This window comes from Panacibacter ginsenosidivorans, assembly GCF_007971225.1.
In the GTDB taxonomy this organism is placed as follows: Bacteria; Bacteroidota; Bacteroidia; order Chitinophagales; family Chitinophagaceae; genus Panacibacter; species Panacibacter ginsenosidivorans.
The window spans coordinates 5,031,078-5,045,761 of sequence record NZ_CP042435.1 but is presented as its reverse complement, the minus strand read 5'-3'; the positions used below and the strand labels follow the sequence as shown (position 1 = coordinate 5,045,761).

The following is a 14,684-nucleotide window of genomic DNA, read 5'->3' as shown; positions in this document are numbered from 1 at the left end:
AATTCAGGTTTGCAATAATCTATTGCAATAATTTTTAAACATCCTGGTATTGGGCTTCATGAGAGAGCGACGGAATGGAAGTATGGAATGAAGGAGCGAATGAATGAAGTGGAATACCACAATAATTTTGCAGCAATCTTTTATGTTTTTCAAAATAATTTGCGGTTGTTGCACAGCAAGTACCGCAACAGTTAAATTTTAGCAGTCATTAAGAATTGAATTTTTTGTACCGAACATCTGTAACACTATTTAGCTTTCGTTGCGTCGCACTCTTGTACTGGATATAGAGGATGAGCAATGCAAAAGAATTGACTTCAGTACTTTTCAGTTGGCCCAAGATCGCTTTATACACGAATTTTTTTATATACATTCGTAAATACAAACCACAAAACTCAATCTTTTTGGGATTTCACTCCTAACTGGTTTGATTGGTTTTCTGTGCTTATAAGTATTATAAGCATATTTGGTGGCTATTTGATTGCCACAAAGATTTATTCAAAAGAAAGACGAGATAAAGACAATGAAGAAAAAGAAGTTCTTTCATCAGAAATTAAACTTTTTAAGAACAGCTTGACGCAGTTAAGTTCATCAGCTTCAAATCAAATACAATTGCATTGAAAAAAAGGGTGAGCAATCATCCATTTTACCACCAAGCGGATTGGATGGGTGCGTAGCTTGTACGGAAGTGCTTTTATTTGAATGCGCAGCATCAGTATCGGAGCAGGGCATACAGCTCAGCACCAAAACAAGAACAGCCATTATAAATCCCAATAAACGCATGGCGGCAAAGGTAACAGACAAATAGTACAGCGCAAAACAGTAAAAGTTTTACGTTGTTGCAAAAAAAGATGCATGAGGAGTATCTGCCAAAAAATACCTTATGCCCTTTCAAATATCCTGTCGCTATAATTATTTTACTTTCAACATGCTTGCATTAATCGCAACCACTATGGTACTCAAACTCATCAAAACCGCACCCGCAGCAGGGCTTAAGAGAATTCCCCAATTATATAAAACTCCTGCTGCCAATGGTAATGCCACAACATTATACCCGGTTGCCCACACTAAGTTTTGAATCATTTTACGGTAAGTAGCTTTGCCAAATAATATCAGGTTTGTAATATCCTGCGGGTTGCTGTTTACTAAAACAATTCCTGCTGTTTCTGCAGCAATATCACTTCCGCTGCCAACTGCAATTCCTACATCCGCCTGTGCCAAAGCAGGTGCATCGTTAACACCATCACCGGTCATTGCAACGAACTCGCCCTTGTTTTGCAATTCTTTTATCTTTTCTAATTTCTGGTGCGGTAGCACTTCTGCTATGTAACTGTCTATTCCTATTTTTTTGCTTACGCTTTCGGCTACCTGTTTGTTATCGCCGGTGAGTAAAACTGATTTAATATGGTTTGCATGTAATGTTTGTATTGCTCCTGCTGATTCCGGACGAATGGAATCTGATAATGCAATGTATCCTGCCAAAGCATTATTGATTATTACAAAAACAACTGTTTCTGCCAGATCTGTTTTAAAATCTCCTGGTACTGTTATGTTGTTTTCTTTGAGGTATCCCGGACTAACTACTTTTACATCCTTCCCTTCAACCTTAGCTTCAACGCCTTTACCTGTAATGGCATTAAAATTTTCTGTTGCAGGAACTGATAGCTTTAAATCTTTTACTTTCTGCATAATGCCTGTGGCAATAGGATGTTCAGAGTTTTGTTCCAACGCAGAAGCAATCTGCAACAATTCATTTTCTGAAATTTCCTTTTGCAAGGAAACTATTTTTGAGACTTCAAATTTTCCTATGGTTAATGTTCCCGTTTTATCAAATACAATTGTTGTTATCTTTCTTGCGTTTTCAAAAGCTGTTCTGTTCTTAATCAATAACCCGCTCTTTGCCGCTATAGCGGTTGACTTCGCTACTACCAAAGGAACAGCAAGCCCTAAAGCATGCGGGCAGCAAATCACAATTACTGTTACCATTCTTTCAATAGCAAATGCAAGGGTTTGCCCGTTGAAATACCAGTACAAAAATGTAGCAGCACCTGCCGCCAATGCAATAATAGTAAGCCATTGCGCTGCGCGGTCTGCTAATAATTGAGTGTTTGATTTTGAATTTTGCGCATCCTGCACCAGCTTAATCACCTGCGACAGATAAGAATCCTTTGTACCATGCGATACCTGAACTTTTAAAGAACCGTTTCCATTTAATGAACCTGCAATCACTTTATCACCTTTCACTTTTTGTACAGGTTTTGATTCACCCGTGAGCATTGATTCATTCAGATAACTTTCGCCTTCTGATATAATTCCGTCTGCTGCAATTTTTTCTCCCGGTTTAATTAATATAAGATCATTTTCTTTTAATGAATTTGTTTTTACATCATTAGTATTTTCACCCTGAATTAAATGCGCATCGGCGGGCATTAATTGTACCAGTAATTCCAGTTCTCTTGAAGCTCCTGCAATAGATTTCATTTCAATCCAGTGCCCTAACAGCATCACTAAAATCAAAGTGGTCAATTCCCAGAAAAAATCCATTCCCTTCAAACCAAATACAGTTGCAACACTGTACACATACGCCACAGTAATAGCAAAGCCAATCAGCGTCATCATACCTGGTTTCCAGCTTCGCATTTCATCAAGCCACCCTTTCAAGAAAGGCAAGCCCCCATAAAAGAAAACGATGCTTGAAAGACCGAATAATAAATACATAGAACCTGTAAATTGCCAGCTAACACTTAACCAGTGCTGTATCATGGGTGATAATAAAATAATAGGCAGCGTTAATACCAGGACAACAAAAAATCTTTTTTTGAAATCAGAAATCATCGCTCCATGATCATGACCACCATGACTGCCCGGCATTTTGCTGTGATCCATCTTGCTATGACCTGTCCCATGATCATCCCCGCCTAAGGGACGGGCAGGCATTTTCATTTTACTGTGATTCATTTCGGAATGATCCATTTTTTCATGCTCCTGTTTCTCTTTAACAGGAACCAGCGTCATTTCGCATTTTGGGCAATTCCCAGGTTTATCTGAAACTATTTCAGGATGCATTGGGCATGTGTACTTTGTATTTTCACCCTGCGCAATATTTTCACCGTCTTTATGATCTTGAGGTTGTTTCATAAATGATTATTTAATGAATGAATAGAATACACAATGCACAAGAGTGCGACGCAACGATGCTTAATAGTAATTAGGAGCCCGGCTCAAAAAACATTTTCTCTTACTAAGCTTCTTCAGTATTTTTTTTCTCTTCAATTTTTAAGTCCTTAATTTCTGCAAGCAATTCTTCAACCTGCTCTATGCTGATTGTTTCATCTGCATTAATTTCTACATCGCCTGTAGCTACTGATATTTGAACGGAATGAAAGATGCCGCTTTGCTCCAAAGCAAACAATACCTTACCTGCGTAAGCGGCATCTATTTTTTTACTTATTTTAAAAGCTTGTTTCATTGCAGTTGGTTAAAATGATTGGTACTTTAATAAGTAAATGTTACTCCTGCGCCTAAGCCCATGTCGCTGTCGTAATGAGATGAAAGGGAAATATATTTTGTGGCTATGTATCTAAGACCCACAGTATATTCCTTATCTGTGTTGATCATCCAACTAAAGCGCAGGCGTGGCGTAACTGCAAGATCTTCTCTTGATAATTGGAAGCGTAATTTTCCATCGCCATCTACACGAAAATCTGCAATGGTTAATGTAGGCAACGTAAATGCAATGCCCGCAACAGCAGTATGTCTGTCATTTTTATTACTTGTTTGTCCAAACAGGTTTTTTTCATCTGCATTGTTTCCAAAAATATTTTTAGGGCTGTGCTGCCAGTCGAAAATACCTTTTGCATTCGGACCTTCTGTTTTGTAGTGATAATCGAAACCTACATAAGGATATATCCATTGCATTTTGCCAAGGTATCTTCCAAACATAGTTTCACTTTCAAAGCCATGTTCTGAGTGATAACCTAAATGCCATAGTGTGCTTAATTTCCATCTTGTATTTGCAAACATTGCAGAACCATCGCTGCCATTTGTTTCCAAACCAGCCTTTGCCATAAAATGAAACATTCGATCATCTGCAAATAATTTGCGCTGCGCAAGTTTGGCATCTGTAATCGAAGGTGCAGTAGCAGTATCAACATTTGTATAACTGAAAACTCTACCCATTCCACTCATCATGTGGTATAGAATATGGCAATGGAAGAACCAGTCTCCGCTTGTGTTTGCTGCAAATTCTATTGTGTCTCTTTCCATTGGCATAATGTCTAAAACATTTTTTAGAGGCGCATAATCACCTTGCCCATTAAGCACCCGAAAGTCATGTCCATGTAGATGCATCGGGTGGCGCATCATGCTGTTGTTGTACATGATGATCCTTACATTTTCACCTTTTTTAATTAGAATTTTATCTGCTTCAGAAACTACTTTGTTATCAATACTCCACACATAGCGGTTCATGTTTCCGGTTAAATTAAAGTGCAATTCTTTTACAGGACCATCGGGCAAAGTTGTTTTATGAGTAGCTCGTAACATACCGTAGTTGAGCGTAACAATGTCGCCACTTCCACCCATATCCATGCCCGGCATGCTGTTGTTGTCAGGCATTTGCATGGAGTGATTGTTATGTTCATTGTGCTGCTGCATAGTATCTCCGCCTGACGAACGGACAGGCATTTTCATTTTTTTATGACTTTCTTCTTCACCGGTAATTTCAGGATACATTACTGCATTCATATCCATTGTTTGATTGCTCATTTGCATGTCGCCCATAGAAGAAGGGTCAAGATCTCCATTCATTTTCATCATCTGGTTCATCATTTTCATGCCTTCAAAATATTTTAGTTTCGGCAATCTTGAAGCGGGCATTTTCATACCACTGCCCAGCCAAAGCGATGCAGACTTTGTGCGGTCTTCCGGCGTTGCCAAAAATTCATAACTCATGTTATCGGGAATGGTAACAACAACATCATAAGTTTCAGAAACTCCAATAATCAACCTGTCCACCTCCACAGGTTCTACATCATTGCCATCGTTGGCAACAACTGCAATTTTCCCGCCTGAATATGTAAGCCAGAAATAACTTGATGCGCCGCCGTTTGCAATTCTTAGTCTTACTTTATCTCCTGCTTTGAATTGTGGTTGGTCATACTGATTTTTTCCATTGATTAAAAATTTGTCATAAGCTATATCACTTACGTCCATTGCATTCATGCGTTTCCATTCATTGGTAAGTTTTGTTTTTAAGTTGCCGCTTCCAATAGCCTCACTGTAAGATTGTGTTGTTCCCTTTTGAATGGCAAACCAGTCTGTTTGATAATGCAAACTGCGTTGTGCTTCTTCGGGTTTCATATTCAGCCATTCGCTTAATACAATTGGAATGGTTGGCAAATCATCAATGCCTTCGCGGAATGTGCTGTCATCACTTTTTTTATTTAAGATCAAAGAACCATACATACCAATCTGCTCCTGTAATTCAGTGTGACTGTGATACCAGTGCGTACCATTTTGTATAATGGGAAATCTGTACAGGTAAGTTGAATGCGGTTTTATAGGCATTTGCGTAATGTATGGAACGCCATCTTCTTTATTGGGCAACATCAAACCATGCCAGTGCAGCGATGTTTCTTCATCCATTTCGTTATGCACAAGTATTTCCGCAGTATCACCCTCCGTGAAAGTGAGTGTGGGCATGGGAATTTGCCCGTTTACTGCGATGGCTCTTTTATTTTTTCCTGCAAAGTTTACAGTAGTGTCTTTAACGTATAAATCATAATGCACCGTTTTAGGTGGCGCTGATTTTATTACACGCTTCGCTGTTGCTGTTTTAATCACAGGCATATTCATATTACCCATATCATTATTGTTATGAGTAGTGTCATTCCCGCCTTCGGAACGGGCAGGCATCTTCATGTCGCCCATTTCTTTCGCGGTATCGGTCCTCGAATCCATGTGCATTGAAGTATCTGTATGTGTATTGTTTGGAGTATCTGTTTTTGATTTCGTTACAGGAACTTTTACTGTTACGGTTTTTTTATACAATGTCATTCCGCACTTGGGGCAATTGCCCGGTTTGGACGCATGAATTTCAGGATGCATTACACAGGTATAGTAACTGGTGGTTTTTGTTTTTACTGTATCTTCTTTATTCATGTTCATGCCCGGCATATTTTGCGCATGCACAAAAGAATAAGCCATAAGCATAACCACAATCATCATTATTTTTTTCATCATCAAATAATTTTATTTGCAACAATCTTTTTTTCTAATGAAGATTGCTTTGAAAATTTTTATCAGTATTTGTTTTATTTTTTGCATTAACTATTAATTGTTTGCAGATAAACTGTCCTCTAGGATTTGCGCCCAGTTCATTATTAATTTTTTTTCATCATCAGATAAGTTTGCGTCTTTGTGCATCAATTCATACGACCACAATGGCATTGCATCATCTTTAACCTGGTCTGCAATACTTTTAAATTTGCTCGTTTGCCTGCGAATGCTGTAACCACCAAACTCGCTAAAATTAAGTTCTTCTTTTCCGTTGCTGATGTGGTTTGCCATCATCCATGCCATTGGTTGAATATTTGAGTACCACGGGTATCTTGTGTTATTGCTGTGGCAATCATAACAAGCGGTTTTTAAAATCCTAAACACGCTATCAGGAACTTTGTAATTTGTTGCAATATCTGTTGGCAGTTGTTGCAAACTTTCATTACGTGCAGGATGTAAAAACTGAATTGCAATAAGCAAGACCAATAAGACCAGTGATATTTTTTTTATGCGTTTCATGTATTCATCATCAAATTTTTTTCACTTTTTTTGCTCCCGGCTAAAGTTCGTTGTGGCATCGCCTGTTGCGTCGCACTTCTGTACGTCCTGAACTCTTTGCTGCAACAAGTATTTAAACTTGCTTAATTATTAATCCGAACGATGAACGGAATGCGACGCAACAAAGCTTAATCAGGGCGATGCAGCTTGCACCAAAAAAATCTATGTGATTTATTATTGGCACTTACTATTACTTATTGTTTTATTTCTTCTTTCATTACACCGCACGCAGGCATTGCTTTACCGAGGTACGGATTTTTTATTTCCTTTGTTTCACTAAGCCAGTATGCACCTTTCTTATTGTTATACATGGGGCAAAAATCTTTGTAGAGCGTTTGCCCGCCTGTACCCAAAGTTTTTACCAGGTCTGCCATGTCTTTGCTCAGCAGATCAAAATGTTCTCTTTGATGTGCAATGTTTCCACCATTTGCACCAATATGTTCTGCGTGTTCTTTTGCATCGTCGGTTATATCATTAATAGTTTTTTGCTGGTCTGCCGACAAAGTTTTTGTATCTAAATTGATAAATGCAGCCTGCAAATTTTTTCCCGCTGTGGCGGCATCGTTTGTATTATCATTGGTAAAAGCATTTTTCATTTGAAGGTAAGCAGCAATTACATCCTTAACAGAAACAGTTGTTGTATTGTTCATGTTCATGCCTGCAGGCATTGTGTCTTGCGTTTGATGCACTGCTGCTGTGGTATCTTTATTTGCATCGGTTTGGCTGGCTGTTGAATTATTATTACTGCTGTTACAGGCTGCCAATGCTACTACAGCAATTGCTAATGTTATCGCAAAATACTTTTTCATAATTTTTACTTTTGATTTAATAATAAATAAATGCAGCAGGATGCAGGGCAAGAATGCCCAACACCTGTTTTTTGAAATGATTACTGATTGAGTGTTTCAGTTATGCTTCCACAACTAAGCATGGCACTGCCGAAATATGGGTTTTTGACTGTCCTATCACTGCTTAGCCAATAAGACTTTTTCATAGGACAATATAATGCATACACCGGTTGTGCTGAAAGCTTCGCTGACTTTGCCACGGCAAGCATGTTTGCTGATAAGCCTGCAAAATGTTCGCGCTGATGTTTGATATCTTTCATCTGCTCGATTGCACCCGCATCTTTTTGTAAGGCTGCAAGTTTGTCCTGAGCGATTACTTTACTATCGACGCTATTAATAGCTTTTAAAAAGGCTGTTGCGCTTGCTGAAGCAGCATCAGCATTACCGGCAGTTAAAGCGTCTTTAATACCGTAATATGAAGTGAGTAATTGAGAGGGCTGTGATTGATTATCCTGCGCGAATGTTTTTTGTATAAATAAAGTAGAGAATATGACAACTGCAAAAAATATCTTTTTGCAAATGGTAAAAATTGATGAGCTTTTGTGCCTGTGAATCTTCGATTTCATTTTAATTGATTAATGTTTTGAATAAAATAATTAATAGCATGACGATATTCGTCATGAAAGAAATAATTCAAAACATTAAATCAAATCAGGAAACTCTGAATTGCTATGCGAATGTCCGGTATGGTAGGCGGGGAACTTCGGACGAAGTACTTAATACTTGTGTCTTTTGAATAAAGAGAAAAAATATTGGTTTGATAAAATACAGAAACGAACGAAGTAAAAAACGCCGGGTTAATATCGGCACTATAACCCTGCGGTACTGATTTATCTAATTGGGCAAACTTGGTTACTTTATCATTACAGCAATTGTCTTTGCCTTCTTTTGAACTATTGCGACTATCGGCCTCATCGTGATGATGTGACTTATAGTGCTTGTGAGAATGATTATCAGCTATTGTTGCTTCTTCGTCATGATGATGAGAATTAAAGCCCATATCCAAACCCATGGCACAAGCAAAGCCAACGATGATATTCAGGGAGAAAATCACCATCAGAAACGCTGCTTTTAATTGTATGGACCTGATATTCTTCATTTAATAAAGCCAAAGGTAACCGGGTTTAAAACAAATCCTTTACATAATTATGAGAAAGGTTTACAAAACTTTTGTCATTAATAACTCCTTCTCAACAAAGATTAATCCAATTTTTACATTTTCATATTGCTCATATCCATTCCTGCCATCGGATTAGCGCCATGTTCAAAGATATATTCGCTGTTTATTAAATACGCCCCTTCTGTAACTACTATATCACCTGTTTTTAATCCCGAAATTATCTCAACCGCATTGCCGTCATTGATACCTGTTTGCACCATTCGTATTTCATAAACATTTGCATGAGTTTGCACCCAAACTGTTGAGCCTTTGCTGTCTGTTAAGACTGCATCAACAGGAAGTGTAATGGAATTATGCTCCTTATTGTTTACAATAATATAAACCGGCATACCCGGATGCAGTTGATTACTGATGTTTGGAATAGTAACACGCATTACACTAATACGTGTATCAGGATTGATTTCGGGATTCACAAAATCAATTTTACCATTGATGTTCTGATTATTCAAATCAGGTATTTGCACATTCACATCTTCACTTTTATTAAGTGTGGACATTTGAGTAGTATATACCTGTGCTTCTGCCCAAAGTGTGGAAAGATTTGCAAGCTGTACAACTGTGCCACCGTCCATTACATAATCCCCTTCTTTTACATTCAGTGTTGTAATATATCCTGCTTCGTTGCTGTAAAAAGAGGTAAGTGTTGAGGTTTGCTTATCTTGAACAAGCTGACTGATTTGCTCATTTGTCATTCCCCATAACATCAATTTATTTTTGGCGCTTTCAACTAATGCATGATAATTGATAATTGAATTCCCAATGGAATTTTCCTGCTGCAAAGCTGTTATATATTCCTGTTTTGCGTTGTTGAGTTGTTCACTGTAGAGATCATAAAGCTTATCTCCTTTATGCACATAGTCGCCAATGTTTTTAAAATATAATCTTTCAATTCTTCCTTCCACTCTTGCACTGACGGATGAAAGTTTATCCTGGTTAAAATTCAATGTGCCTGTAAGTGTCATTTTATCTCCAATGCTTCCGTTCCTGATAGTATCAACCTGAATGTTACCAAGTCTTATTTGTTCGGCGCTTAAATGAATTTGTGTTGTTTCACTTGTGCCTGTTTTTGGTACTGCGATTAATTTCATGCCACAGATGGGGCAATTGCCCGGATGATCTTCATGTACCTGCGGATGCATGCTGCAGGTATAATAAACATCTTTATTAACCGCTGAAGCTGTTGTTTGCTTTTTTTGTTTGCAGGATGATAAAAGTAATACTGAAAAAAAAGCTGCACAAAGAATCAACAGTACAAGTGTGGGACGCAAGGGACGATGAATAGCATTCCCGTTGCTTGTTTCAAAATATTTTAAATCATTTTTCTTCATACCAATTTATTTTGAAGAGATTTTAATAAAGCTTTCACTGTCTACCAAATATTGCGCATTTGCGGCAACTGTATCCGTAATATTAAGCCCCGATAGAATTTGAACATAGTTATTTAAGCGAATACCAGTTGTTATTTTATGCGCGGCAAATCCTCCATCTTCTTTTTTAAAAGCTATTTCATTTGCGCCAAGCGAGAGAACGGCAGAAACCGGAAGCCATAACCCGTGCACAGTATATGAATAAATATTTGCAGTTACATGACTGCCGATGGGCAACATATTCATGTTATGAAAGTACACCCTTACCGTAAGTGTTTTACTGTTGCCACGAAAAAACGGTTCAATAAAATCTATCTCTCCATTTATTACAGCGGTTGTATCTGTTTCAGGAAGGATGTGTACAGTGTCCCCTTTTTTTACAAGCGATTGTTCATTTGGAAAAATTTGCAAGGCAGCCCAAACCTGGTGATGGTTCATAATCATAAATAATGTTTGCCCTTTTTGCACATACATTCCTTCTTTGAGATAAAGCTCCTCCGTAAGAGATGCATTATTTTTCATGTCACTGCTGGCAACATCATTATTCATTCCCGCATCGTGCACATGGCCGCTGTAATTACTATACACACTTACGGTAAATAGTGGTTTGCCGGTTTGTACAACTTTATTCAATTCTGTTTCGCTCATACCAAGCAATAACAATTTTTGTTTTGCAGCATCTATGAACGAAATATTATCTGCATCACTCTTTAAAAGGAATAGCAAATTTTGTTGAGCAGTAAGTAACTCAGGACTGTATATGTCCATTATCTTTTGTCCTTCTTCTACCTGCTGGTAACGATAGCGCAGGTACAATTTTTCAATACGACCTGAAACCCTTGCCGAAATTGAACCTGCTGCTCTTGTATCATACTCAACAGTGCCGTAAACTTTTACAGGAATGTTCATATTTTTTTCCTCAGCTGTTGTTACAGTCAACGAAGACACTACAAATTCATTTGCAGGTTTCAATAAAGATTCAAGTTCAATATTATTGAGAGCGACAGGTGCTGCATTCTTTTTAATAAGCGTCATTCCGCAGATAGGGCAATTGCCTGGATGATGTTCGAGTATCTGCGGATGCATGGAACAGGTGTACAAATCTTCTGATGATGCTGCAGTTTTTTCCTCTTTGATTTGTTTACTGCTGCATGCCTGCACAAGCAAAGCTGTTATAACTAAAGAGTATATCCACAATATTTTCTTCATTTCACACTATTTTATTTCCTGTAATTTTTCAAGATCAGTTTGCATGCTTAATAACTGTTGCAATTGATCAAGGTATTCGAGCTGCATATTGTTGAGTGTTTCCCAGGCATCATAGAGTTCGAATAACTCCTCTGTATTTTGTTCATATCCCAGCAACATACTTTCATAATTTTTTCTTAGCGCGGGGATAATGTTTTTCTCAAACAATGCTATCTGCTTTTTCTTTGTGATAATATTTTGCTGCATTTGATAAGCCATTCCTGAATATTCATTTGCAATTGATACTTTTTGATTTTCAAGCGACTCAGCTTTCCATTTTAAACTTTCAATATTTGCCTTATTCATTCTTGTTGACCAGTTGATTGGTACCTTCATCATTCCCATCAGCGTATATTGCATGGGGAAGCCGCCAAAGCCAAACATGTGATCATATCTTACACCAAACTGCGGTTTTTGATTTGCTTTCTCTACATTTTGTTGCAGGTAGGTAAGCGCTATATTTTTGTCTATTGCTTTTAAATCGCTACGGCTGGCATAAAACAAACTGCTGTCAAATACAGTGCTTGAGTAGTCGCTCATTGCATAATTTGTATCCACAGAAAAATCAATTAATTTATCACGGTTCATCAGTGTATTTATTGCAATTTTTTTTTGCACTATCTCATTTTCAAATTCCACACGCATATTTTCAATATCTCCCTGTGATGCTTTTGCTTTATAATATGCACTTATTTTTCCTAAACCATTCTTATACCTTGTTTCTGCATTGGTGATCATAAATTGTAAGAGTTTCCCGCCTTCTGAAAGCACTGATAATTTTCTTTCGATAATGATCCATTCATAATAATTGTTCTTTGCCGCAGCAAATAATTCATTTAATGTTGCCTGTTTATTTTCCTTTTCAACGGATGACATGGCTTTCATATATGCTTCATTGGCATCATTTAATTTTTTGTTGGGAAACATTTGCTCGGCGCTAATCATATATTGTCCCATGCCTGTATTACCCGCTCCGTCTCTCTTCCAGAGATTTACATTATAAGGCACCATCCACAATCCTGTTGAAACTTGCGGCGACATCCAGCTTCTTGCACCTTTTGCCGCTGCATCGAGTGATTGAATTTCTGCATCATACATTTTAAGCGATGGATAAGAAAGTTGAATGCTGTCAAGAATATCCTGCAGCTTTAAAGTTTGTGCTGATGATACTTCATATAACAAACACAGTATAATTATAAAACCTGTTTTCATGTTTTTGATTTTAATGCTTTATTTCTGCTACAGCAATCTTTCCATATTTCTTCAATTCATATTCTTTGCTCATTAAAAAGATGAGTGGAGTAACCAGTAAAATGTAAATCGCTGAAGTGATAACACCACCAACCATCGGCAATACGATTGGCTTCATTACATCGCTGCCTACACCGCTGCTCCAGAGAATGGGAACGAGTGCGAACAGTGAGACGCTTACTGTCATTATTTTGGGGCGCAGTCTTTTTGCTGCACCTTGTATAGTGTATTCGCGTAAATCATCCTTTGTAATTGTTTCTCTTGAATTTCCTTTTTTTGCAATCAGTTGTTGCATGGCATCATTGAGATAAATAACCATTACGATATTTGTTTCAACCGCGAGTCCAAACAATGCAATAAAACCAACAGCAACAGCCACGGATAAATTCACACCCCAAAACCAGATCATGTAGGCGCCGCCAATCAAAGCAAAAGGAAGCGTTATCAAACTAAGCAAGGCTTCGCGTGCAGAATGAAAAGCAAAGTACATACTGATGAAAATAACAATAAGCACAATCGGCGTAATAAGCTTCAACGTTTGCTCACTGCGGATAAGGTTTTCGTACTGTCCGCTCCACTCGATAAAATAGCCTTTCGGCATTTTGCCAATTGCATCATTTAGTTTTTGTTGTGCTTCAGATACAGTGCTTCCCAAATCTCTTTCACGCACATTGAATAAAACAGTACCGCGTAACAAAGCATTCTCAGAATTGATCATGGGCGGACCTTCTGTGATTTTGATATCGGCAACAGCCTGCAGCGGGATTGGACCAAAACTCATTGTTTGAATTTGCAAACGTTTCAATGATTCTATATTATTGCGGTAATCTTGTCCAAATCTGGCGTTAACAGAAAAGCGCTGGCGACCTTCAACAGTTGTTGTTATTTTTGCTCCGCCCAATGCAGTTTCAATTACAGCATTTACATCATCTACACTTAAATCATAACGGGCAATTTCATCACGCTTAATATTTACATCAATATACTTGCCGCCTGTTATTGGTTCTACATATAAATCCTTCACGCCATTTATACCTTGTAATTCTTTTTTTATTACCTGCGAGAAAGCATAGATGCTGTCGAGATTTTGGCCATACACTTTTACACCAACATCGGTTCTTATACCTGTCGAAAGCATGTTGATGCGATTGATGATTGGTTGTGTCCACCCATTTGTTACACCTGGTATTTGTAGTTTACTATTGAGTTCGTTAATGATACTATCCTTTGTCATTCCCTTGCGCCACTGATCTTTTGGTTTCAGCATGAGAATAGTTTCAATCATGCTTATAGGTGAATTATCCGTTGCAGTATTCGCTCTGCCTGCTTTGCCCAACACTGACTTTACTTCGGGTACCGATGCAAGAATTTTATCCTGTACCTGTAAAATGCGTTTCACTTCACTGTTTGATACATCTGGTAATGTAACAGGCATAAAAAGAATGGTCCCTTCATCTAATGGCGGCATAAACTCTGTACCCAAACTCATTACCATTGGAATACTGATACCAAGCGCAATAAGCATGACAGCAATAGTTGTTTTGCGCCATTTGATGCAAAGATGAACTATCGGCTCATACACTCTTTCAAGAAAGTGATTAACAGGGTTAGCGCTTTCAGGGCGAAACCTGCCACGCATAAAAAATGAGATCAGCACCGGTGCAAGTGTAACAACCAATAACGCATCCACTATCATGATGAATGTTTTTGTGTATGCCAACGGACCGAATAATTTTCCTTCTTGTCCCGTTAATAAGAATACAGGAAGAAAAGATGTGATGATAATAACTGTTGAAAAAAATACACCACGCGAAACCTGTTTACAGGCACGCTCGATGATATTCATTCGAACATCGTTGGGTATTTTTTTATATGACTTATTTTTTAGCATAAATTATTTTTTTGAGCAGGCATTTGCAATTCTTGTCATCGCCTGTTGTGTCACTCACTTCATCG

11 protein-coding genes are annotated in these 14,684 nt (G+C 38.0%); all 11 read right to left on the bottom strand.

The genetic code is table 11. The features are described from left to right. Window positions 1-909: 909 nt before the first annotated feature. On the bottom strand, window positions 910-3,135 hold the full coding sequence (locus FRZ67_RS21375; RefSeq protein WP_225975432.1) for a copper-translocating P-type ATPase: 2,226 nt from the start codon (window positions 3,133-3,135) through the stop codon (window positions 910-912). A 103-nt stretch (window positions 3,136-3,238) separates the two neighbouring features. Beyond that, on the bottom strand, window positions 3,239-3,466 hold the full coding sequence (locus FRZ67_RS21370) for a hypothetical protein (RefSeq protein WP_147192599.1): 228 nt from the start codon (window positions 3,464-3,466) through the stop codon (window positions 3,239-3,241). A 26-nt stretch (window positions 3,467-3,492) separates the two neighbouring features. Continuing rightward, window positions 3,493-6,240 carry a multicopper oxidase domain-containing protein gene (locus FRZ67_RS21365; protein ID WP_225975431.1) on the bottom strand — a complete coding sequence of 916 codons (2,748 nt, stop codon included), beginning with the start codon at window positions 6,238-6,240 and terminating at the stop codon, window positions 3,493-3,495. A gap of 90 nt (window positions 6,241-6,330) precedes the next feature. Then, on the bottom strand, window positions 6,331-6,795 hold the full coding sequence (locus FRZ67_RS21360; RefSeq protein ID WP_147192598.1) for a heme-binding domain-containing protein: 465 nt from the start codon (window positions 6,793-6,795) through the stop codon (window positions 6,331-6,333). A 233-nt stretch (window positions 6,796-7,028) separates the two neighbouring features. Beyond that, entirely contained in the window at window positions 7,029-7,643 is a 615-nt protein-coding gene (locus tag FRZ67_RS21355; RefSeq protein WP_147192597.1) for a DUF3347 domain-containing protein, read from the bottom strand. Between the two features lie 80 nt (window positions 7,644-7,723). Further along, window positions 7,724-8,248: a DUF3347 domain-containing protein gene (locus tag FRZ67_RS21350; protein WP_147192596.1), complete on the bottom strand. Its 525-nt coding sequence runs from the start codon at window positions 8,246-8,248 to the stop codon at window positions 7,724-7,726. A gap of 80 nt (window positions 8,249-8,328) precedes the next feature. Continuing rightward, a complete protein-coding gene (locus tag FRZ67_RS21345) occupies window positions 8,329-8,781 on the bottom strand; it encodes an HYC_CC_PP family protein (protein ID WP_147192595.1) in 453 nt (150 codons plus the stop codon). Window positions 8,782-8,894: 113 nt separating this feature from the next. Then, window positions 8,895-10,190: an efflux RND transporter periplasmic adaptor subunit gene (locus tag FRZ67_RS21340; protein ID WP_147192594.1), complete on the bottom strand. Its 1,296-nt coding sequence runs from the start codon at window positions 10,188-10,190 to the stop codon at window positions 8,895-8,897. A gap of 6 nt (window positions 10,191-10,196) precedes the next feature. After that, window positions 10,197-11,438 (bottom strand): heavy metal-binding domain-containing protein, encoded by a 1,242-nt coding sequence (locus FRZ67_RS21335; RefSeq protein WP_225975430.1) that lies wholly within the window; start codon window positions 11,436-11,438, stop codon window positions 10,197-10,199. A 6-nt stretch (window positions 11,439-11,444) separates the two neighbouring features. Continuing rightward, on the bottom strand, window positions 11,445-12,689 hold the full coding sequence (locus FRZ67_RS21330) for a TolC family protein (protein ID WP_147192593.1): 1,245 nt from the start codon (window positions 12,687-12,689) through the stop codon (window positions 11,445-11,447). 10 nt (window positions 12,690-12,699) lie between these two features. Next, complete coding sequence (locus FRZ67_RS21325) at window positions 12,700-14,619, bottom strand: efflux RND transporter permease subunit (RefSeq protein ID WP_147192592.1); 1,920 nt, start codon at window positions 14,617-14,619, stop codon at window positions 12,700-12,702. Window positions 14,620-14,684: the final 65 nt, after the last annotated feature.

What these genes read in the sequence shown, in the direction of transcription:
- FRZ67_RS21355 (WP_147192597.1), bottom strand. Translation starts at nt 7,643, where the DNA reads ATGAAAAAGTATTTTGCGATAACATTAGCAATTGCTGTAGTAGCATTG.
- FRZ67_RS21360 (WP_147192598.1), bottom strand. Translation starts at nt 6,795, where the DNA reads ATGAAACGCATAAAAAAAATATCACTGGTCTTATTGGTCTTGCTTATT.
- FRZ67_RS21330 (WP_147192593.1), bottom strand. Translation starts at nt 12,689, where the DNA reads ATGAAAACAGGTTTTATAATTATACTGTGTTTGTTATATGAAGTATCA.
- FRZ67_RS21365 (WP_225975431.1), bottom strand. Translation starts at nt 6,240, where the DNA reads ATGATGAAAAAAATAATGATGATTGTGGTTATGCTTATGGCTTATTCT.
- FRZ67_RS21345 (WP_147192595.1), bottom strand. Translation starts at nt 8,781, where the DNA reads ATGAAGAATATCAGGTCCATACAATTAAAAGCAGCGTTTCTGATGGTG.
- FRZ67_RS21375 (WP_225975432.1), bottom strand. Translation starts at nt 3,135, where the DNA reads ATGAAACAACCTCAAGATCATAAAGACGGTGAAAATATTGCGCAGGGT.
- FRZ67_RS21350 (WP_147192596.1), bottom strand. Translation starts at nt 8,248, where the DNA reads ATGAAATCGAAGATTCACAGGCACAAAAGCTCATCAATTTTTACCATT.
- FRZ67_RS21340 (WP_147192594.1), bottom strand. Translation starts at nt 10,190, where the DNA reads ATGAAGAAAAATGATTTAAAATATTTTGAAACAAGCAACGGGAATGCT.
- FRZ67_RS21370 (WP_147192599.1), bottom strand. Translation starts at nt 3,466, where the DNA reads ATGAAACAAGCTTTTAAAATAAGTAAAAAAATAGATGCCGCTTACGCA.
- FRZ67_RS21325 (WP_147192592.1), bottom strand. Translation starts at nt 14,619, where the DNA reads ATGCTAAAAAATAAGTCATATAAAAAAATACCCAACGATGTTCGAATG.
- FRZ67_RS21335 (WP_225975430.1), bottom strand. Translation starts at nt 11,438, where the DNA reads ATGAAGAAAATATTGTGGATATACTCTTTAGTTATAACAGCTTTGCTT.